The following is a 21,463-nucleotide window of genomic DNA, read 5'->3' as shown; positions in this document are numbered from 1 at the left end:
CGCGGACGGTAGACATTGTTCACCCTACTTGGTCTACGGGGCCATGCGCACTGTCAACATCCACGAGGCCAAGGCCCAGCTCTCTCGGCTGGTCGATCAGGCGGTGAAGGGCGAAACGTTCATCATTGCCAAGGCGGGAAAGCCGCTCGTCAAGGTCGCTGGCTTGGACGCGCCCGAGGCTCCCCGGCGCATCGGCTTCCTTGAGGGCGAGATCGTCGTGCCCAAGGACTTCGACCGCATGGGCGACGCGAAGATTGCCGCCCTCTTCGGCACCGCTCCCTGAGGCTGCTCCTCGACACGTAGGTGCTGCTGTGGGCTGCCGGTAACTCGAAGCGCCTCACGGCGGCCGCGCGCCGACTGCTCGACGATCCCGTCAGCGAGCTCTGCTTCAGCGCAGCAAGCCTGTGGGAGATTGCCATCAAGAGTTCTCTCGGTCGACGTGACTTCCGCGTCGAGCCGCGGGTGCTGCGCCGCGGGTTGCTGGACAACGGCTACGAGGAGTTGGCGATCACCAGTCAACACGCGGTGAGCGTGGAGGGACTGCCCGACATCCACCGGGATCCTTTTGACCGTTTGCTGCTCGCGCAGGCGCTCTGCGAGGGAATCGCGCTGGTAACCAGCGACGCCGTGCTGGCCAGCTACCCCGGCCCGATTCGCCTGGTCTGACCTTGTCGGTCGCGGGCGGACCAGCGGGGTTCGAGGCACCCAATAGCGATGGTCCTGTATGCAGAGTCCATCGCGTCCTTTCCTGGCTCTTCGGCGAGGTCAGTTCAGGCGTCGCGATGCGCAGCGGGGTAAGGCGGCGCCTGCGGGCGACGCCGACTGGACCGCGCGATGTACGCGAGGTGTCGGCCATCCGGCATTCGCGGCGCGTCCCAGGACACACTGTGCCACCTCGGCGCGCAGGTACGCACTCCGATACTCAGACGGTTCCGTCGAGATCACCTCGGCCGTATGCCGCTCGCCCGGAGCGAGCACGATCACGCTGCCGGGAGTGTCGAGCCAGCTCCCGTGTCGCGTGTTCGCGCGCGACGTGCGTATTCCACGACGCTGATGGTGCGTGTGGCGAAGAAGTAGGGCGGGGAGTTGCGGGCGGTGTGGACGATCTCGATCGCGTCGATCGGTGCGTGGGCCCCGTCGACATGGAAAGTCTTCAGGTGGCAGCGGGGCGGGGGCGCGACTTCGACTGCGGGGCAGGTGGTCATGGTGAATGAAGGCTCGCGACGACCCTTCCGGCCGGCGCGCAGGGTGGGCGAACGGTGGGCCGGGGCGCGTGACCCATCCCGACAGTTGGTCACTCACCGGTGAGGTTTGCGGCGCCGAGGGTGCCGCCGGCGAGAGGATTGTGTCCGCCTGCGCGCGCCGGAGGTCGTGGTGATTCGTAGCCGTGAACGCATGCGCTGGCGCTCGATGTAGCGACGCCGCCACATGAGGTCTGCTGCGCGGGGAGATGTGCGGCCGACTTGGCGCTGTGTCGGGAGAGATCGCTCACGTGAACAGGTGCGCCGCGAGCGTGCACACGCGCGGCGGCGCTTCGTCCTCCTGATCGGCTGCCGATGACAGCGGAGTCGGTCTTGATGTGGCCTACGCGACGCATGTGTCGGCAGGGGCCGCAGCTGTGTCGGCCGGAATTGCCGTGGCGTCGGGACGAATCGCCGAGATCACCCGGCGCGCGACGCGTGTGCCGGGGCGCCCTGCCGATCTGTTGCCCGGGATTGCGCCGTTTGACCCAGGAGTTGCTCGTGCGCACGTCGGCGGCGGTGACCGTCAGCCAGGACTTGGTCGTGGTGCGGGCGGAGTCACCAGGTGTGCGGCGCGCGCGGTGCGCTGCGACCGTGGCGGCGGCGCTGTGCACCCGCGCGTGGCCGATGATTCGCGCTGCAGCGCTCGTATGCTCCCAGGAGTGACGAACGTTGACCCGCGCGTTGGTCGTGCGCTGAGGCGCGCGTGCAACATTGCGTGCGGCTGAATCCGTGGACGCCGTGTTTGTGGGCCTCACAGGGCGTGTACCGTAGTCTGTGTGTGAGGCCCGTGAGTGGTTAGCCGTGATCGGTGAAACGGGCTCCAAAGAACAACGCGAGAAACGGCAGGGCGGCGTGCGAGGCGTGGTTCCCCTTCTGCCATTTCTTGAGGATGTCACGGAGCGCCAAGTAGAGCAACTTGGTCGCCGCCTCATCGTTCGGGAAATGGCCGCGGGTCTTCACGATCTTCCGCAATTGCATGTGCAGGCTCTCGATCGCATTCGTGGTGTAGAGCAGTGCGCAGCGGCGGGGGGAAGCCGAAGACCGGCACGACGTGCGGCCAGTGCCGCCGCCACAGGGCCGGGATCGCCGGGTAGCGCGTGCCCCACGGGCCGGCCGCAAAGGCCTCCAGCGCGCGCGTGGCCGCGCCCTCGGTGGGCGCCCGATAGATCGCCTGCAACGCGGCCCCCAGCGCCCGGCGGTCCCGCCACGGGGCGTTGGCGAGGCTTTGGCGCACCAGATGCACCACGCAGTGATGCACCTGCGTCTGCGGAAAGACGCGAGTAATCGCGTCGGGAAAGCCCACCAGGCCATCGACGAGCGCGATCAGGATATCCTCGATGCCGCGACTGCGGAGCTCGGTCATCACGCGCAGCCAGAAGCTGGCCCCCTCCGTCTGCTCGATCCAGAGCCCCAGCACGTCCTTCCGCCCGTCGCGATCGACGCCCAGCGCCAGGTACACCGCCTTGTTCTTCACCACCCCCTCGTCCCGGATCTTCAGGCGGAGGGCGTCGAAGATCACCACCGGATACATCCGGTCTAACGGCCGGTCCTTCCACGCGCGCACCTCGCCGAGCACCTCGTCGGTGACCGCGCTGATTAAGCTGGGCGAGATCTCGATCTGGTAGAGCCCTTCGAGATGCGCCTGGATATCCCGGACCGAGATCCCGCGGGCGTAGAGCGACAGCACATTCGCGTCGAACTGCGGCAAGCGCCGCACGCCGGTCGGGACCAGCTGGGGGCGGAACGTCCCCTCCCGATCGCGCGGGATCGCCGGCGGCAGGGCCCCCGTCTCGGTCAGCACCGTCTTCGGCGTCGCCCCGTTCCGGTGATTCGTCTGCCCCGCCGGCTTCTCGTCCCCCGGGGCATAGCCGAGGTGCGCGGTCAACTCGGCGCCGAGAATCCGTTCCGCCAACCGTTTCTGCATGAACCGAAACAGGGCCGACAGGTCCTCCGGCGTCTTCGTGTCCCCGATCAGCGCATCCAGGGCGACCGGGTCAAACTCCGGGAACTGCGTGGCTTGAGCCATAACCCCTCCTTGGGGGTGAGTATGGCCTCACACACAGAATCCCGTACCGGCCCGGCCGGACGCCGCCAGTTGCTGGCGAAGGGTGAACTTCGTGTCGCTGAAAGCCTCGCACCCCGTATCGTCGAACCGCAGTTGGGTTGCCTGAATGTGCTTCTCAGGAGTTGCTCGACTTGGTTCGGGCCACCCGATAGCGATGGTCCTGTACGTGGAGTCCAGCGCGGTACTCTCCTAGCTCTTCGGCGAGGTTGAGTCAGGCGAGGTCGTCGCCGCGCTCGAGGGTGCCTCGTTGGTCGTGACGTCGGAGCTGACGACCATCGAGAGCGCTCGGGCGATCCATCGTGCCCGGGAGGGTGGTCTGGTGAGCGACGCGCAGGCCCGAGGTTGCACGCTGACTACGACGCGGCCGTGCGTCAGTGGGGAGCTCTTGCCAATGGACCGACCGCGCGGTGCATGTCGCGTCTGCGCCGTGGCCATTGGAGCCCGAGGGTGCGCTCGACGCGATTGACCTGGCCAGCGTACTCATCGCGCGCGACGCGTGGCCGACACTGCGGCTCCTCGCGCGGGATCGGCGGATCAGGACAGATGCGAGGAGTTTGGCGTTGGCCTTGTACTCGCGCAGCGGGAGACCAGGTAAGACGAGCAGGAGCCACCCGTTGCGCTGCGCGGCGCACCCGCTTCATTCGGGCGTCCGCGCAGCGTCACCCCAACGGTCACTCCACGCCGATCGCCTCGAGCGACGCGCGCTGGTCATCAGTCAACGGCAGGTTCGCGATCAACTCCCCCTTGGTGCATCGCACCTGGATGGATCCGCGGGCTGCGTTGAACGCGAGGACGTCAGCGTGCCTACTGACGAGCTGGCGGAGGCGGTCTCCCTTCTGGTTATTAAGCAGTGGCCAGAGCTCCTCCAGGCGCTTGGAGACCAGGTCACAGGTCTCGTGCGAGGTGCACTCCCCTGTGTTGCAGTTCTCCAGGTGCGAGGACTTGTGCTTGTTCTCGGTGGCTTGGACGATGTCGTGCTTGTCCGTGCCGCAGGAGCGACACAAGAACTCGCAGGGTTCCTGAAGGCCGACCCACGGTAGCGTCCGGAGATCAGACGCGTCGGCCGTCGACGTGGCTCCCGCCAGAATCGTCCCGGTGATCGCCGCAACGAGCCCGAGCGTGATACCGCTCACTCTCAACATGACGTGGTCCTCCAAGTTAGGGTTGTTTCAACTGCAAGCGCACCAACTCCATTCGCCGAAATCCCTCCGCATCTGGCACAATCGACACTGCCAGATCGGGCTCCACGAACTGATAGAGGAATCGAGGGGAGCGTGCCATCGCGATCAGACGCGCAGACCTGAGATCGAACACCTCGATCACCGTATCGCGGAAGGCGTTGTCGTCGCCCACTGAGCCGTGTGTGTCACCCGGCGACCGCTCCTGGGATACCGCGCGCCACGCGGGGTCCGGCACACCAACCATCACCCAGAGGTATCCATTCGCATCCTCACGGACATCCGTGAGGATCGCATACGGTTCAGGGGCGGCACCCGCCGAACGCTGGCCAGTTTGGGACGGGCGAAACCACTCCACGTCGCGCACGTAACTCCGAACGCTCTTGCCGGACGCCGCATCGATCAAGTCCACGCGATATTCTCCGCGATGCGCCGACCAGATAGTGTCCCCTCGCGCGCGCGCCAAGGCGCGTTGATCGATGTTTCGGACGTCGGGGCGGAAGAGTCCGGTGCTTGATCCTGTGGATCGCACCAGCCGGCCACGTCGATCAAGTACCTGAAGCGGAAGCCCGATCAGGTCGGCTGTGTAGACCGGTGCGTTGAGCACGAAGAAGTTCTGCGTCATGACGCCCTCAAACCGGGGGCCGAACTGGATTGGGTGGGAGCGCACGGTCTTCCCGCTCGGGTCAACCACGCGGTAGCGCCTCAGTGCATCATCAAAGGTGTGCACTGTGTCCCCTGGACCGACGAGGGCGATTGCTACCTGACGCGACTCATCGGGGCCGCTCCCCTCCTTGCCAACAACCCGTCCAAAGCGCGCCCCAGCGGTGAACACCTGTAGAGTCGGGCGATACGGGCTGGTCACGAGGAAGGCTCCATCGCGCATGCGCTCAACCCGGGGCTCGGGGTGGGACAACTCGCCGGGGCCCCCCGTATCCCCAATGACGAGCCACTTCTCGATCGTAAGCGAGCAATTGCGACACGGGTTTCGACCTGTCAGTCGAACATCCTGCCCGCTCGCGGGCGCGGTGGTGATTAACAGGCAAAGCAGCGCGACGCACAGCAGGGTGTTGCCATCCCGACGCCGAGACCTGCCTCTTTGGTCGGCCACGCAGCGCTCCACGGCGCCCCCTGCCGTCCTGAACCGCAAGGTGTCTGTTCTCATCACAATCATTGTCAGCTTGACTTTCCCGTCGATCTCCCAATAATCGGTCGGCGTTCGAAGTACGCGGCGCCATCGCGGTCGCGCCGGAGAATCCAGACGGCACCGGGGACGAACTGCACGGCTTGAGAAAGCAGCGTGTTCCCCTCGGCCTCGATCGCGAGGCGACCCTTCAGGGTCCCGTGAGAGTCGATCCAAGCCCACTGCTCCGCCGCGAAGCCATCGGTCGTCACATCCTGAAGCCAGATACCGCCGGCCCCGTCGCCAAGTGCCTTCTCGAAGAGCGGCCAAAGGCGCTCTGGAGCGCGCTCCCCCCTCGCTCTCACTTTGGAGCCGGCCGCTGCCTGATACGGAAAGAGCGCCCGCGCGTCCTCCACGCTCAGCTTCCTCCTCGTCTCTGAGAGTCGGAGCGCGGGCAGTTCCCCATGCGACACAGAGATCCGGCGCATTCGCCCATCGTTTGAGTTCGCAATCATCACCGTTCCGGCGTCCGCCACAAAGGAAACCCTCCTGCCAAGGGTCGGCAGCTCCACATGAACGAGTGTGTCCACCACCGCACCCGCAGTATTCATGCGCACCAACCCTCCCGTCTCCCGACGTATCGGATACAGGAGGAAGGTACCGTCGCCCACGCAGCCATCTCTGGGCATGCCACCGACCGTTCCGACTGCGAATTGCCTGACTAGCTCACCTTCACTTGTCACCACCGTGACGCGCTGCAGCACGGCATCGTAGGCCACGAGCGTGTCCGCATGAACGCGACACAGAGTCGCCAGGGCGCGAAACTCCCCAGGCCCACTACCCGCCCGGCCCAAAACGGTCGTTTGCCTCGACGAGTGAAAGTACCTGAGCTTGGATTCGTCCAGAATCACGAAGCTCAAAGAGTCGAGCTCGACGCCGGAAAGGAAGCCGTTCTTGTGATTGAGCTCATCGTCCTGACGAGGTGGCGTCCCGCCGATCGTAACTGTTGGCGCTCCAAGAGTGACCGCAGGCGCCGAGGCTCGCGGCGCCACCACCACACTTGTTGAAGTATCGCGTGCAGAGGCGGTGTCGCCGAGTTGCGCGCACGCGACGCTTGCTAGCGTCTCGACCGCGATAATGCGACGCAGCCAGGTCATTCGCGCGGCCCCTCCCGGCGCCTAACGTCGTCCGCCATGCGGACCACCAGTGAGTCGAGTCGCTCCGCGGAGAGGCCGCCGCGAAACTCCAACCCATTAACCCAAAGAGTGGGTGTGGCTTCGACCCCGTGGCGGGTCCCAATTCGCATCGCGGCATCGATTCGCGGATGCGTGCGGGGCCTCGTCGCGCAGGACACAATCAGGCTTGTGTCTGAGATTCCCGCACGCCGCGCGAGGTCTCCCCACCCCAAGAGCCCTAATGAATCCTGATGACGATAGACCGCCGTCAGCCACTCTCTGGCCCTGCTCACTGAATCGGCGCATTCCATTGCGCGCGCTGCCGACAGGCCGAATCGATGCATCTTGAGCGGAAAGGCGGCGTATCGGAGTACCATGTCAGCACCTCTGCGCGCGAGTACTTCATCGAGGACCTCGTGATAGCCACGACATGCCGGACACTCCAGGTCAGTGAACTCTACTATGACTACAGGAGCGCCTGGCGTCCCTCCTAGAGGGAGGGTGTATGGTACGATCTCCTGCCACCCAGGAATCTCGCGGGCCGCCTCCACCGCAGGCACAGACGGTCGCGTCGAGCCCCGATTACCGGCAGCTGAATAGCGCGCGACAACGGTCGCAGCAACCGACAGGGCTGCCACGACCATCGCCACTGACATCACCGTTTCGAACCGTTCGGTGGGCATCACATCCCTCGGTGTCGGCCTGCGTCATGCGGTTGACCAGGAACCTGCGCTTCGTCGTGACGACCGCGCCGCCTGTAGCTGATTGCGAGCGGCCTACTCGGCAGGCCCACAGGTGATGCGGTGAGTCCAGTTGTACCGTCCGTGAATGTCGGTGCAACTCTGAACGGCACAGACCGACCCTTCCAAGGGGAAACACAGAGACTCCATCGGACCGCAGGAGTTCGCACACCATGCCCCGCCCCCGGCAGACTCCGAGGCCTCCGCGGGTGACGGCGCAACCACCAGAGCCGCAAGACTCATGGTCAGGGTGGCTCCGGCAAAGAGCAGTGTACGGCGTGACTTCCGCTTCGTTGTCAGCATGGCTCGACTCGCGTGTTGAGGACGGTAAGATGTTAGCGAGTTCTTCTCTGGTCGAAGTCACGTTTGCCGACGCGAGTCACTGCTCAAGTCTGGGGGCTCGCCGGCTACACGAGCAATCCGCATGTGCAACGCGCCGACAGAGGGCGCCTGGAGGATGTCCGCTACGTCACGCCAGGGTAGTGCCGCCGCGCGCAGCTGCCGAGCCCGCTGAACCAGGACCTCGCGCAGAATGCGACGCAAATGCACAAGACGCGCGTTGCCGATCCCACGCTCGGCCGCGCGCTCCGACAATCCACAGCGCCTGTACAGCTCGCGCACATGCCACGGCGGACAGGGGTCCCTCTCAAGCATCGACAGCATCAGCTCTCCGGCTGGCCCCGAGGGCATTACCCCAACCCCAGCGTGCCGTGGGCTTCCTGTGGAAACGCCGAGACCCCTGGCGGCCGCGTTCCGGGCGAGGGTCTCGAACAGCCGGTCTGCCTCAATGCTCGTGGCAAAGAACACGTCATCAGCACCCAGTCGCGCCAGAAGTGGCAGCCGGCGATGGGCATTCGCGCCTGGGCGAGCCACGAGATACAGCGATGCCATCTGGCATGCTTCGCGAAACTCGCGGACGAACACCGTGGTCGCAATGTCGCCCGCATCCACCAGCACCCGCGGTCGATCATCGGCTGGTCCGTACCCCCCCCCCCCCGGGTCCGAATGGCACGACCTCCCAGGGCGGACGCATCAGCTCTCGGTACACCGCCGGCATGACCTCCTCCAGCCGCGGATCGACCGCGACCAACCTCGGCAATTTCCGCAACCGTGGAGGAATCATCGTCCAGTGCTCCTGGCTCGCCGCAGTTTACCCAGTACGACTCCGAACCCCGGATCGCGCTCGCTGTGCTCGCCTGTCCGGGAAACGTTGATCGAGGGCACGACGGCAGTCATACACCCGCCGGGCGTTTCTGGACACTCGGGGAAACCCCAGTGTCCTCGCCCCGTGACAGACCACGCGGCTGAGCCGGCTTCACCAATCACTAATCCTCAGCCCCCTTACCACCCCACCACGGCAACGCCAGCTTACCTTCACGCCCCCTTCACAGCGGGCCCGTAAGGTCCACTGCGCCCACCAACGTGACCCTGCTCAAAGCCCCTCTCCTCCTCCTCGCCGTCGCCACCCTGGCCAATGCCTGCAAGAAGGGCGAGGGCGCGGGAAACGCGGACTCCGGCACCGCCCCGGCTGGGGACTCCGCCGCGGCCGCAACCGCCGGGAGCGATGCGCCAGCCTCCGCTCGCGCGGTTGCCCTTCCGGTCTCGGTCACCCAGGTCAGCGACGGCGACCTGGTCCTCTCGGTTACGACCACCGGGCAGGTACGGGCCGACGGCGAGGCCACGCTGCGCGCCGAAGTCGCTGGAACCATCCAACAGGTCCTCGTGCGCCCTGGCGACCGGGTGAAGCGGGGACAAACACTCGTCAGCCTCGACCCTCGCCCCTTCGACCTGGGCGTGCTCGAGGCGGAAGCCGCAGTCGCTGAGGCCGAGGTGCGCTACCAGGACGCCGTCGCACCGGACTCGATCGTGCTGGGACGGCCACCTACACCGGAACAGCGTCGCATCGCCCTCACCCGATCCGGGCTCCAGGCGGCACGTGTGCGGCTCGACCGCGCCAAGCTCGAACGGGAACGTGCGACGATCGTCGCCCCGTTTGACGGGATGGTCGACCGCGTGGACCGCACGACCGGCGAGCGCGTCCAGGCCGGTGAAGCGATGACCCGCGTCGTCAACCTCAATGCCCTGCGCATCGAGGCTTCTGTGCTGGAGCATGACCTTCCCCTCATCCGCGAGGGCGGGGTCGCTTCCATCACCAGTGCGTCGGCGCCGGGCCGCATCGTCGCGGGACGCGTGAGCGCGGTCCTGCCGCTGATCGACACCACCACGCGAGCCGGACGGGTCTTCGTAAGAATCACCAGCCCCGGCCCGCTCCGCCCCGGGATGTATGCCGATGTCCGACTCGAGTCAGGTCGCCTGGCGAAACGGCGGCTGGTTCCACGACAGGCAGTCATTGAACGTGACGGGCGCCCGCTGGTCTTCGTGGTCAAGGACGGACGCGCACAGTGGGTCTACATCAACCCGGGCCGGTCGAACAGCGCCTTTACCGAGGTGCTCCCCGACTCCGGCACGGGGCTGATCCCGGTGGAGGTGGGCGACAAGGTGATCATCGCCGGGCACCTCACTCTCACGCACGACGCCATGGTGCGCGAGGTCGTCGCCGACACGGCTCGCGGCGCACGCACCCCTGAGCGTTAGGCGCCCGTGTCCCTCGTTTCGGCGGCGGTCAAGCGCCCGGTCTCGACGCTCGCGTCGGTCATGGCGATCGTCCTGCTGGGTTCGGTCTCGCTCTCGCGCCTCCCGGTCTCGCTCCTGCCAGACGTCACCCTCCCCGTGCTTACCATCCGCACGGTGTACGAGGGGGCGGCCGCGACCGAGGTCTCCCGCTTCATCGCCGAGCCTATCGAGGAAGCGATTGCTGCGACCCCGGGGCTGGTGGAGCTGCGTTCGATCAGCCGCACCGGCGAAGCCACCACGATCGTGCGGTTCGCCTGGGGCACCGACATGCAGTCCACGGTGCTCAACGTACGCGAACGGTTGGACAACGCCCGTGGGCGCCTCCCCGAGCGGGCCGAGCGCCCCACCCTGCTCACGAGCGACCCGGGGGAACGACCGATTGCCGTACTGGCGTTAGGCACGACCGGCGACCTACAATCGCTCTCGCGCACGGCCGAGGAGGTGTTCGCGAGGCGGTTGGAACAGATCGGGGGGGTGGCGAGTGTCGCCGTGGTGGGGGCACCGGAGGACGAGATTCGCGTCGAGGCCGATCCTGCACGCCTCCGGGCGCTCGGCCTTACCCCAAACGACCTCTCCATCGCGATCCGCAGCGCCAACCCGACGGGAGCCAGCGGGACGATCAGGCGCGGGCAGTTCAGGTTTGCCGTTCGCACGCTCACCGAATTCCGGACTCCAGAGGAAATCCTTGAGGTCCCGATCGGGCCCGTGGGCGGCGGGATCCGGGTCAAGGACGTGGCGACGATCTCGGTCACCACCGCCGACCCCAAGACCCTCACCCGGCTCGACGGCAAGCGGGCGGTCGGCCTGGTGGTGTACAAGGATGCCGGCGCCAACACGGTCGCGGTGACGCGCGACCTGCGCGGGACGATCGACGCCCTGGCGAAGGAGTTCCCTGCGGTCACGCTCACGATGGTCGCCGCCCAGGCGGACTTCGTGGTGGACGCCCTGTCGAACCTTGGACAGGAAATCCTGGTCGGCGGATTGATGTCGCTCCTGCTCATCCTGGTCTTCCTGCGCAACTGGCGGATGAGCCTGGCGATCGGGATCATGCTGCCGTTGTCGATCCTCGTGGCGCTGGTGCTGCTGCAGCAGATGGACGTGACGGTGAACGTGCTCTCGCTGGGCGGGCTCGCGTTAGGCGTGGGGCTCCTGGTCGACAATGCGATCGTCGTGGCCGAGGCGTCGGCGAGGAAACACGAAGAGGGGGTGCCGCTCGTACGGGCGACGATCGAGGCGACGGAGGAAGTCACGGGACCCCTCGTCGCGGGCACGTTGACGACGCTCCTGGTCTTTGGGCCGATCATATTCGTGCGCGGGTTGGCGGCGGCGTTGTTCAGGGACCTGTCACTCTCGGTGGTCACCACGGTCGCGGCGTCGCTCATTCTCGCGCTCACGTTGATGCCGGTGCTGATTGCGGGGAGGAGGCGCCGCCCGGCCTCTCAACCGCCGGGCAGGCCGGCGCAACGGCAGATAGCGCCGCCGAGCCGCGCCCGGACAGAAGGCCCCAGACGAGCGAGCGTATGCGAGCGCTGATCCGGGGTCCAGTGTCGCGGAATGGCGGGTTGCTCACCAAATGGGGAGATACGTTCACCCACTGGTACGAGCGCGGGATGCGATGGTCGCTCGCGCATCCTCCGCTGGTCTTCGGGATCACGATACTTGCGACCGCGTTCACGGTGTGGGTGGCGATGCAGCTGCCGCGCGAGATCCTGCCGGCAGTCAACGAGCAGGTCGCCGTAGCACAGCTGCACCTGGCTGAGGGGACGTCCATCGAGGAGACGGCGCGCCAGGTGGGACGACTGGAGGAGGCCGCGCGCGGGGCCGGCAGTCGCGGGATCTACAGCCGAGTTGGTACGGCGACCGATGAAGAGGTGCTCGCCGGGGCAGATCCCGGTTCCTCGGCCACGGCACAACTGTTGATTCCCGTGCCCGATGGCACAGAAGCCACCGTATTTGCCGACCGGTTGCGTGCAGGAGTGCCTGATCTGTCCAAGGGGGCGCTCGCAATCGACCTCGCCGGCCAGAGCGAGTTTGGCTCACTCATTGGGCGCGAGGGTCGCACAGTGCGAGTGGAGGTTTCCGCGCGGACCCTCGACGAGGCCTCCCGGTGGGCCGACACCGTGCGCACGCGATTGGCCCGCGTCGCCTCGCTCACCGACGTGCGGTCGTCGCAGCAGGGATCAGCACCAGTGGTGGAAGTCGCCTTGGAACGCGCACGCATGGCGGAGCGCGGCGTTTCGGTGGAAGAGGTCTCCAATGCGCTCGCCGGCGGGCTGGGCGGCGTCGAGTCCAGTGAGTTGCGAGAGACCGACCGCCGCACGCAAATCCGTGTACGCTACCAGGGTGAGTCGAACGAGGACCTTGCCACGGCGCTCAACACGGTCGTCCGCGGGACACCCGTCCAGGAGTTTGTCTCGCCGAAGGAAACGAGTGCGCCCGTCGAGGTGGTGCGCGTAGGCCAGCGCCCGGTAGTTGCTGTGGAAGGTTTGGTCGCCACGGGCGGCACGAGCGGAGCCACCGAGGACGTGACCGGGGTGATGCAGGCCCTGACGCTTCCCGGGGGAGTGAGCTGGGTCGTCACAGGGGCCGACGCCGAGCAGCGGCGCACGACGGGTGAATTGACGATGGTGGCCCTGATGTCGGTCGCGCTCGTCTTCCTCGTGCTCGCCGGCGAGTTCGGCTCGTTCACCATCCCGATGGTGGTGATGTTGACCGTCCCGTTGGCCGCCGCCGGTGGGATCATCTTCCTCTGGCTTGCGGGACAGAGCATCAACGCCGTCTCGATGATCGGCATTGTCGTGATGATCGGGATGGCGGACAACGAAGCCGTGGTGAAGCTCGATGCCATTCGCCGCTTTCGGGAGGCGGGGCATTCCGTGGATGACGCCATTGTGCTCGGTGGGCACCAGCGGCTCCGGGCGATCGCGATGACGAACCTCACGACGATCACCGGCGTGTTGCCCCTGGTGTTTGGCTGGGGAAGTGGCGGGGAGCTATATCAGCCGCTCGCAGCTGGGGTGATCGGCGGCTCGATCTCGGCGCTGCTCGTGACGTTCTTCCTGTTGCCGACCGCGTACGCCGTGCTCGAACGCCGGAGCGGACGTTGATTCGCTGGGCCGTCCACCGACCCGCAGTCATTTGGGCGACAAGCGCAGCGTTGTTGCTGGGGGGCGTGATGTCGTTCAGCCGCCTGGCGCTCGCGACACGCACCACGGTGGAGTTGCCACGCCTGAACGTGTCGGTCAGCTGGCCGGGGGCGTCTGCCGAGCTGAATGAGATGTACGTGGCGTCGCCCATCGAGGCGGCCATTCAGGGAGTGCGCGGGATCAAGAAGACGCGGTCGGAATCCAACGACGATGGCGTCTCACTCACCGTGGAGCTGCAAGGCGACGCGGACGTTCAGCTGGCGCGCCTGTCGATCCTCGAGCGGTTGGAGCTGCTGCGACGCGACTTTCCCCCGGGGGTAACCTCCCCGCGGGTATCCAACTACGTGCCGGACGAGTTGCAGGAGGAGGCGTTGCTCCTGGTCACGATGGGTGGCCCCTACACACAGGGTGCGCTGCAGCGCATCGCCAACGAGGTCCTGGAACCACGCCTCTCGGCCGTTCCCGGTGTCGCAGGGCTGAACGTCAGCGGGGGCGCCGACTTCGGCGTCTCGATCGCCTACAACCCGGCCCTCCTTCGGCAGCTGGGGATTGATGCGGTGCTGATCGGCCAGGCGATCAGCCAGGCGCGGATCGTGACTGCGGTCGGGCGTGAGGAGCGCGGCTCCAGTGAACGCCCGGTGACCGTTCGCGACCAACCCGGAGTGATCGAGCAGCTTTCCGACCTCCCCATTCGCGGGCCGGGGAACCGGATCTTCAGAGTGGGTGACCTGGCCACGGTGCGGCCGCAGGAGGATCGGCGCGGCCGGTTCTTCCGGATCAACGGGCAGCCGGCGATCGCACTGAGCGTCACGCGCCTCCCGGACGCCGACGCCATCAAGACGGCTGCGCGGGTGCGCGTGGCGCTGGACGAGATCGGCCGCACGTTGCCCACCGGGGTGACGCTGAGCGTGATGGCCGATGACTCCGAGGAGCTGCAGAAGCAGCTGCGCGACCTGCTGGTGCGTGGGGCCGTCGCGTTCGCCGCCGTCCTCCTGGTGCTGCTGTTCTTCCTGCGCGACCTGCGTGCGACCTCGCTGGTGATGCTGAGCGCCGCGCTTGCGGTGGCGGGGACGGCACTGGGATTGTTCCTCTTCAAGATCCCGGCCAACCTGCTGACCCTCGCCGGCCTGGCGATGGGGATCGGGATCCTGGTGCAGAACGGGCTGGTAGTCGCCGAACGTTTGGGTTCGGCGCCGGACACTCCGGACGGACGCGCCGGCGCGGCGCGACGGATCATGCCGGCCATGGTGGGTGCCACGCTCACCACGGCGGTGGTCCTCTTTCCGTTCCTCTACCTGCAGGGAGACGCCCGCGCGGCCTTTATGCCGTTCGCATCGGCCTTTACCCTCGGCCTCGGATGGTCGATCGTGACGGCGGTGGTGATGATCCCGGCCCTGGCCGCCGGCCACAAGGTGCACGAGGCCGCGTGGCCCCGCGCGCGACGGCTGTATGTGCGGCTCCTGCGGCCCACGGTGCGCTTTCGGTGGGTGACGATGGTACTGGCGCTCGCGGCGTTAGGCGGCCTGACCTGGGTGTTCGTGAAAAAGGTGCCGCGCTTCGCCTTTGGCGGGTTTGGCGGGAACGAGCGAACCGTGATCAACGGCTTCATCACCTTTCCGCGCGGCTCGGACCCCCAGTCGCTGGACGACGCGGTCCGCGAGTTGGAGAACATTGCCGTCGGCGCCCCCGGTGTGGAGCGAGTCGATGCGCAGTCCTACGGGGCCTTTGGCGCCGGCGTCCGCGTCCTGTTCCACCGCGACCAGGAGCTGACGGCCCTGCCCCTCCAACTCGAGGAGGCGATGACGCAGCGCGCCGTGTTCATTGGAGGCGCCTCGGTCTCGGTGCGCGGCCAGGGGCCCGGCTTTTCCTCCGGGATGGGCGGCGGGAGCATTGCCTCGTTCCGCATCCGCATCCTCGGCTACTCCTTTGCCGGTGTTGAACGGCTCGCCCTCGACCTCAAGGAGCGTTTGGAGGGGATCCCGCGCGTCCGGGACGTGGACATCAACTCGTCGTCGTTCTTCTCGCGCGAGAAGGCCAACAGCGTGACGATCACCCCGGACCGGGACGCGCTGTCTCGCTTTGGGGTGACGGCGCGCGACTTCGGCGTCGCCGCCGCTCGGGAGATGCGTTCACAGGCCGGTGCCATCCGCCTGGAGATCGGGGACGAGGAATACCCGGTGGTGGTGCAGGTCGAGGGGGCCAACGATCGCTCGCTGGACGACCTGCGCGAGGCGCTGGTCGCCACGCCGTCGGGCACCCCCGTGCGCCTGAGTTCGCTCTCGACCGTTGGGGAGCAGGAAGGGCTCGCAGCGATCAGTCGCGAGGACCAGCAGTATGTGCGCTTCGTTGCCTACGAGTTCCGGGGCCCCAATCGCCTCGCACAGCGCACGCACGATGCGTTCATGAAGTCGATCAGCGTGCCGCCAGGGTACACGGTGGCCGACGCCGGCTTCGGCTTTTTCGAGCCGGACAAGAGCGAGCAGGGGCTCTGGCTGGTCTTTGCGATCGGGATCTCCCTGGTGCTGCTGACGGTGGCGGTGGTCTTTGACTCGGTATGGGGCGCGATGATGGTGTTCCTGTCGCTCCCCATCTCGCTGGGAGGGGTCATGGCCGCGTTCTGGCTCTTTGACGCGGCGTTCACACGCGAGGCGGCGGTCGGGGTGATCCTCGTGATCGGCCTCGCGGTCAATCAGGCGATCCTGGTCGTCGATGCGGCGCTGGAGCGGCGGCGCCGGCGGATCGCCGCAGGGCTCTCGCCGCTCGATCGCGGTGCGGTGGTTCGCGCCTGTCTCGATCGCTCGGGGATGGTGGTGCTCGTCACGCTCACCTCGCTTGCCTCACTCCTCCCACTCGCGGTCGGCGTGAAGACGACGTCGCTCTTCGGTGCGATTGCGCTCGCCACGGCCGGTGGGACGGTCGCCGGGACGATCGCGGCGTTGTTCGTGTTGCCGGCGATGCTGATTGGGCGCAAGGGAGCGCGGCGGTCGGCGGAAGCGGGCGCCTAGGCGGCAGAGGGCAGACGGCAGAGGGCAAGCAGTGGGTCGGGCGCTACTCGTCGCGTGCGAACGCGTGGAGTGCGCGGAGCCTGCCCACGCGACCTACTCCCGGGACCGCTTCCCCGCCATCAGGCGTTCATCTGCGGCATGCAGCAACTGGTCCACGCTCTGGGGGGACGACGGGTCGAATTTGGCCAAACCGCGACCTAACGAGAGTCGATACCGACGATGGGGCCGGTCATTGCGCACGTTGAGGCGCTGGTCGAGCCGCGCCAACAACACCTCCCCCTCAGGATCGAGTGAGTTCACGGCAAGGACCACAAACTCGTCCCCACCCAGTCGACCGATCAGGTCGCTCTCGCGGAACGTCTCGCGCAGCACCTCGGCGACCTCGACCAACGCCTGGTCGCCGACCGCGTGCCCCCAGGTATCGTTGACCTGCTTGAATCGGTTCAGGTCGAAGTAGAGCAGGATAGTGTGCCCATGTTGCCGCGACGCCACGTTCAGCAACTGCTGCGCGAGCAGGGTGAAGCCGCGGCGATTGTACAGCCCGGTCAGCGCATCCTGCAACGACATACGCCGCAGCGCCTCCTCATACTCGGCGCGCTCGGTGATGTCCCGCACGATCATCGCCATCCCGCCGGAGCGGAGCGAGATGGTGACCTCGCACGGCACCGTCGTGCCATCCGCGCGGCGCGTGGGGAGTTCCCCGTGCCACCCCGCTTCCAACACCAACCGCGGCATCACCACCCGGTCGAAGTGTGCGAGGGTCTCCGGGTCCTGCAGGTCACGCCACGATGTCCCTTCGAGTTCCGCACCAGACCCGCGCCCCACCAGGGTGGCATAGGTCGTGTTGGCAATGTGGACGCGCATCTGGTCGTCGAGGACGACAATGCCGTCCATCGAGAGTTCGACCACCGCCGACAGGTCAAGGAACCGTCGTGCCAGCGTGCGACGTTCGCTCACATCTCGGCTCAACCAGAGACGGTAAACATCTGGCAACCCTGGCACGGGCGTGATGACGATCTCGTGCCGGAACGGCGTGCCGTCCTTGCGATAGTGCTGCAACTCCCCGCGCCAGTGGTCACCAGAGAGCACCGCGGCACGTAGCCGCATGGTGTGCATCTTGTCGGTCTGGTCGCCTTGCAGGAGCCGCTCCAGGAGGGCTCCTTCCGTCGCGGCGGCGGAGTAGCCGGTCAGCCGCTCAAAGGACCCGTTGACCCACCGGACCGCACCGGTCGCGTCGAGCACGGCCACGGCATCGTCCGTGTAATGGGCGACGGCCGCCAGCACGGAGGTGGGAAGCGGAGGGGAGGTCGGGAGCGCGGAGGACGACATGGTCGGTCCTGGGAGTATCGGCGCTTTTCGCGGCCCAATGAAAGCCGGCCGCTGCCCACTGCCGGCGGCGGCCCGGGCACCGGCTTCCGATGGGAAGCCACAGGTGCGGTGGTCCCCCTGCTTCGGGAGAGACCGGGGGAGGGCGTTAGTGCGCGGCCAGAATGCCACTGCGAGGCACGGGCGGTACGGGCGGCACGGGCGGCACGGGGGACCGCTGGGCCAGAGCGGCACCGCGGGGGCACGTGGCCCTAAACGGGCTCCCACGCGATCGGACTGCTTGCCGAGGCCCCGGCGGTGCCCTACCCTCCTCCGATGCGTCTCACCCTCCCCGCCCTCGCCTTCGCCGCGCTCGCCTCAGCCGCCGCGGCGCAACCGAACTCCCGACTCGCGACCGAGCTCGAGCGTCGCATCGCCGCGATCGAGCCCAAGGTCGTGGCCTGGCGCCGCGACATCCACGAGCACCCGGAACTCTCCAACCGCGAAACCCGAACAGCGGCCCTGGTGGCTGACCACCTGCGAAAGCTCGGGATGGAGGTCCGAACCGGCGTGGCCATCACCGGGGTCGTCGGCGTCCTCCGCGGGGCCAAGCCCGGGCCGGTCATCGCACTGCGCGCGGACATGGACGCCCTTCCGGTGACCGAAGAGGTCGACCTGCCGTTCAAGTCGACTGTCCGGACGCAGTTCAACGGCCAGGAGGTCGGCGTGATGCACGCGTGCGGCCACGACAACCACGTCGCGATCCTCATGGGGATCGCCGAGGTGCTGTCTGGGATGAAGGCCGAGTTGCCGGGGACGGTGGTGTTCCTCTTCCAGCCGGATGAGGAGGGGATGCCCGGCGAGCGTGGCGGAGCCGGAGTCATGATCGAGCAGGGCGCCCTGAAGGACCCTAAGGTGGAGGCCGTCTTCGGCTTGCACGTCTTTCCATTTGAGACGGGCACCGTTTCCGTGCGAGGCGGGGGCCTGATGGCGAGCAGCGACACCTGGAAGATCATCATCCGCGGTCGTCAAACCCACGGGGCCGTGCCCTGGGGCGGCGTCGACCCGATCACGATTGCAGGGCAGCTGCAGACCTCGATGCAGTCCATCGTGAGTCGACAGGTGGACCTGACGGCAACGCCGGCGATCCTGACCACGGGCTACATCCGCGGCGGCATTCGCTTCAACATCATCCCCGACTCAGTCGAGATGATGGGAACGATTCGGACGTTCGATGAGGTCCAGCGCGACTCGATCCACGCCAAGCTGCGCCGCATGGCAACGGCGATTGCCACTGGGAGCGGCGCCGAAGCGGTGGTCACGATCGAGCGCGGCAACCCGGTCACCTACAACGACCCTGCCCTCACGAACCGCGTGATGCCATCGCTGCAGCGCGCCGTTGGCGCCAGCAAAGTGATCGAGGCGCGTCCCACGACCACCGCCGAGGACTTCTCGCTGTTCCAGAAGGAAGTGCCGGGGGTCTTCTTCTTCCTCGGCGTCACGCCGCCCGGCAGCGATCCGGCCAAGGTAGCCCCCAATCACTCACCGAAGTTCTTCGCCGATGAGAAGGCGCTGGTCCCGGGGATGAAGGCGCTGGGAGCGATTGCGATCGATTACCTCGCCGGGGGAAAGGTGGCGCAGTAGCTGCAACTGCCAGAGCGCAGCACGAGCAGCACGGAGTCCGGGGCAGCACGGCCAGCACGGGAGCCGCCCGTCTGCAGATGCGTGCCCCGCGTACTGCCCGTGCCGCTCGTGCTGCCCGTACCGCGCCGTGGCCGTTGACCTTCCGCGCGTCAGCAGCCCGTCTCGCCCCGCGCCGCTTTCTCCATCATCGCCACGAGGTCTTCCAGCGTCTTCAGACCCTTGTCGTTGTCGTACCACCCCATCTTCCCCTCGAACAGTTCGTTCTCGGAGCGCTGCGACTTCTCGGTCGCGAGCCAGGTGATGAGGGCCGCGGGACGCTCGACCCAGCACCCGCGTTCGGTGTGGTTGGCGTCGAGGAGGAGGACCGTCGGAGTCGCACCGCGCCCGTCCGGTGTCTTGTGCGCATCCATGATCCCGCGGCCGGCGTCGCTGCCAATGATCCGCAGCTCCGCCCCCATGAGCTGCTCCGTGAGCTTGGCCAGGTAGGGGATGGTGTTCACCGAGTCTGAGCAGCCATCCACTGCCACGACCAGGAATTTCCACGGCCCGCGTGCCGCGCGCGCGCGGGCGAGCAACGCATCGGGCACGACCGCCTGCTTGAAGTTCCGTTCCCACTGCTCCTTGCGTCTCTCGGCGCGGCTGAGGAACTCCGAAAAGGTTCGCCCGTCTGCGAACAACTGCGCATAGCTGGAATCGACCGCGCTGACCGTGCCAGTGGGGCGAGCAACGTCGGCGTCGCACAACATGACCGCCGTCGCAACGGCGGTGAGGATTCCCGTCATGTGGATTCGCTCGCTGAGGTTGGTTCGGGACGCGTGAGCATGAGGTAGAGCAGGATCACCGCCCCTACGGTAACCCCCATGTCGGCGACATTGAAGATCCAGAAGCGGGTGTCACCGACCCCCACGTCGATGAAGTCCACCACACCTCGAGCCGAGCGAAGGCGGTCCGTGAGGTTTCCGACCGCCCCCCCGACGATGAGGCCCAGGGAGGCCCCCATCGCCCGGTCGTGCGGGGCCGCTTCCTGGTACATCCGCAGCAGCATGGCGATCACGATCAGCGCGAGGACGGAAAACACGACGCGCGAGTACTCCCCGAGGTAGACCGAGAAGGCGGCCCCCGGATTGTAGACCAGCGTGAATCGCAACATCTCGCCGAGTATCTCGCGAGGGACATGCTCCACGCTCACGCCTTCGACCCACTGCTTGGTGCCGCAGTCGGCCAGGAAGAGCAGGCTGGCGAGGGGGAAGAACCAGCGGGCCTTGGACAACGACATCTCGGTCAGGTTCGGTTCAGGGAAACGGGGACGCCCCCAACGCTGCACGCCGCCGGGTAAAGCACAAGGGGCGACCGGTGGTTCCGGCCGCCCCTCTTGGACACCAACTGCGCCGTCGATGTTGCCACGACGACCCGTGTCGCCTTACGGCTTCTTGACCATCAACGCCTTCACGTCTGCGGGGAGCTCGAACTCCTTGGGATCCACGGTATCCCACTCCCAGCTCTGGAGCGTGATGATGATCTGCTGGCCCGCCTGCTCCGTGCTGGTGGTCGTCGCGCGCTTGATCCCACCGAAGTCCTTGTACGCGGAGAACATCTGCACCATCTCGACCTCGCCCATCGGCGAGGTGGCCTTGGCCTGCGACCAGACGATGAAGCCATCCGTCACCGAGAAGCAGTCATGCGTCACGCGCCCGCTTTTCCAGGTGTGCTTGACCTTGTAGCACTCCGTATCGTTGAGCTTGGTCTTCTCGACAGTCTCCGAGTTCGCAATCCCTGCAGACATCCGGGAGTAGTTGTCCGGATCGGCCTCTTCGCGCTGGGCACCGGCCAGCGAGTCCGGCACGATGCTGGCACCCATCATCGGGTTCGTCATCCAGGCCGTCTTGCCATCAAAGCCCATGCGCATCTCACCCATCCCGGGGAAGTCGGTCTTCTGGATCGACTGCGCGGGCGCGAACATCTGGATCGCCTCGGTCTTGGCGCTCATCCCCATCGCGGGCAGGTCAACCGTGGCGATCATCCGGGCGGACTTGTGTCCCTTCCATCCGGCCGCGTTGACCGCGGTCGCCCACTTCTGGATCAGGTCCTTCGCGGCGGGAAGCTGGGCCGAACCAGTGACCGGGAGGAGGGACATGCCGGCCAGCACAACCAACGAACGCGTCTTCATGACCTAACGTATCTCCGATAGTGTGAGGGATCACCCG

The 21,463-nt window shown here is 66.8% G+C and carries 15 protein-coding genes and 2 pseudogenes; 7 read left to right on the top strand and 10 right to left on the bottom strand.

Features of this window, described 5'->3' with window-relative positions; translation table 11 throughout:
* Positions 1 to 43: 43 nt before the first annotated feature.
* Together IPK85_13425 and IPK85_13420 are read left to right on the top strand one after the other, a co-directional pair.
* A complete protein-coding gene (locus tag IPK85_13425) occupies positions 44 to 283 on the top strand; it encodes a type II toxin-antitoxin system prevent-host-death family antitoxin (GenBank protein ID MBK8248388.1) in 240 nt (79 codons plus the stop codon).
* Positions 280 to 666: pseudogene (locus IPK85_13420) on the top strand (type II toxin-antitoxin system VapC family toxin). The gene IPK85_13425 and the pseudogene IPK85_13420 overlap by 4 nt, the downstream one beginning before the upstream one ends.
* A 314-nt stretch (positions 667 to 980) precedes the next feature.
* Here the strand turns inward: IPK85_13420 and IPK85_13415 are convergent.
* The 6 genes and pseudogenes from IPK85_13415 to IPK85_13390 all read right to left on the bottom strand — a co-directional run bounded on the left by IPK85_13415 (position 981) and on the right by IPK85_13390 (position 7,468).
* Complete coding sequence (locus tag IPK85_13415; protein ID MBK8248387.1) at positions 981 to 1,205, bottom strand: hypothetical protein; 225 nt, start codon at positions 1,203 to 1,205, stop codon at positions 981 to 983.
* 834 nt (positions 1,206 to 2,039) lie between these two features.
* Positions 2,040 to 3,270: pseudogene (locus IPK85_13410) on the bottom strand (IS256 family transposase).
* A gap of 710 nt (positions 3,271 to 3,980) precedes the next feature.
* Positions 3,981 to 4,442 (bottom strand): hypothetical protein, encoded by a 462-nt coding sequence (locus IPK85_13405; GenBank protein ID MBK8248386.1) that lies wholly within the window; start codon positions 4,440 to 4,442, stop codon positions 3,981 to 3,983.
* Positions 4,443 to 4,467: 25 nt separating this feature from the next.
* Positions 4,468 to 5,373 carry a hypothetical protein gene (locus tag IPK85_13400; GenBank protein MBK8248385.1) on the bottom strand — a complete coding sequence of 302 codons (906 nt, stop codon included), beginning with the start codon at positions 5,371 to 5,373 and terminating at the stop codon, positions 4,468 to 4,470.
* 290 nt (positions 5,374 to 5,663) lie between these two features.
* A complete protein-coding gene (locus tag IPK85_13395; GenBank protein MBK8248384.1) occupies positions 5,664 to 6,389 on the bottom strand; it encodes a hypothetical protein in 726 nt (241 codons plus the stop codon).
* A 374-nt stretch (positions 6,390 to 6,763) separates the two neighbouring features.
* Positions 6,764 to 7,468, bottom strand: a complete 705-nt coding sequence (locus IPK85_13390) for a thioredoxin domain-containing protein (GenBank protein MBK8248383.1) — start codon at positions 7,466 to 7,468, stop codon at positions 6,764 to 6,766.
* 1,479 nt (positions 7,469 to 8,947) lie between these two features.
* Between IPK85_13390 and IPK85_13385 the strand changes: the two genes are divergently transcribed.
* The 4 genes from IPK85_13385 to IPK85_13370 are packed head-to-tail and all read left to right on the top strand — an operon-like array spanning position 8,948 to position 16,310.
* The gene (locus tag IPK85_13385) at positions 8,948 to 10,120 is read left to right on the top strand and encodes an efflux RND transporter periplasmic adaptor subunit (GenBank protein MBK8248382.1); all 1,173 of its coding nucleotides are present in this window, start codon (positions 8,948 to 8,950) and stop codon (positions 10,118 to 10,120) included.
* 6 nt (positions 10,121 to 10,126) lie between these two features.
* Positions 10,127 to 11,692 carry an efflux RND transporter permease subunit gene (locus IPK85_13380; protein MBK8248381.1) on the top strand — a complete coding sequence of 522 codons (1,566 nt, stop codon included), beginning with the start codon at positions 10,127 to 10,129 and terminating at the stop codon, positions 11,690 to 11,692.
* Positions 11,680 to 13,266, top strand: a complete 1,587-nt coding sequence (locus IPK85_13375; protein MBK8248380.1) for an efflux RND transporter permease subunit — start codon at positions 11,680 to 11,682, stop codon at positions 13,264 to 13,266. The genes IPK85_13380 and IPK85_13375 overlap by 13 nt, the downstream gene beginning before the upstream one ends.
* A complete protein-coding gene (locus IPK85_13370) occupies positions 13,263 to 16,310 on the top strand; it encodes an efflux RND transporter permease subunit (protein ID MBK8248379.1) in 3,048 nt (1,015 codons plus the stop codon). The genes IPK85_13375 and IPK85_13370 overlap by 4 nt, the downstream gene beginning before the upstream one ends.
* Positions 16,311 to 16,403: 93 nt before the next feature.
* Here the strand turns inward: IPK85_13370 and IPK85_13365 are convergent, their stop codons facing one another.
* Entirely contained in the window at positions 16,404 to 17,639 is a 1,236-nt protein-coding gene (locus tag IPK85_13365; GenBank protein MBK8248378.1) for a diguanylate cyclase, read from the bottom strand.
* A 312-nt stretch (positions 17,640 to 17,951) separates the two neighbouring features.
* Here IPK85_13365 and IPK85_13360 point away from each other — a divergent pair, with 312 nt between their 5' ends.
* A complete protein-coding gene (locus IPK85_13360; GenBank protein MBK8248377.1) occupies positions 17,952 to 19,259 on the top strand; it encodes an amidohydrolase in 1,308 nt (435 codons plus the stop codon).
* Positions 19,260 to 19,408: 149 nt separating this feature from the next.
* On the opposite strand, the gene IPK85_13355 is transcribed toward IPK85_13360, so the two are convergent.
* The 3 genes from IPK85_13355 to IPK85_13345 all read right to left on the bottom strand — a co-directional run bounded on the left by IPK85_13355 (position 19,409) and on the right by IPK85_13345 (position 21,426).
* Complete coding sequence (locus IPK85_13355; GenBank protein ID MBK8248376.1) at positions 19,409 to 20,041, bottom strand: thioredoxin family protein; 633 nt, start codon at positions 20,039 to 20,041, stop codon at positions 19,409 to 19,411.
* Complete coding sequence (gene lspA, locus IPK85_13350) at positions 20,038 to 20,535, bottom strand: signal peptidase II (GenBank protein MBK8248375.1); 498 nt, start codon at positions 20,533 to 20,535, stop codon at positions 20,038 to 20,040. Before lspA ends, IPK85_13355 begins: the two co-directional genes overlap by 4 nt.
* Before the next feature lie 144 nt (positions 20,536 to 20,679).
* Entirely contained in the window at positions 20,680 to 21,426 is a 747-nt protein-coding gene (locus IPK85_13345; protein MBK8248374.1) for a hypothetical protein, read from the bottom strand.
* Positions 21,427 to 21,463: the final 37 nt, after the last annotated feature.

The sequence above is a fragment of the Gemmatimonadota bacterium genome, assembly GCA_016712265.1.
GTDB lineage: Bacteria > Gemmatimonadota > Gemmatimonadetes > Gemmatimonadales > Gemmatimonadaceae > RBC101.
This window is presented reverse-complemented; position numbering and strand designations above follow the sequence as displayed.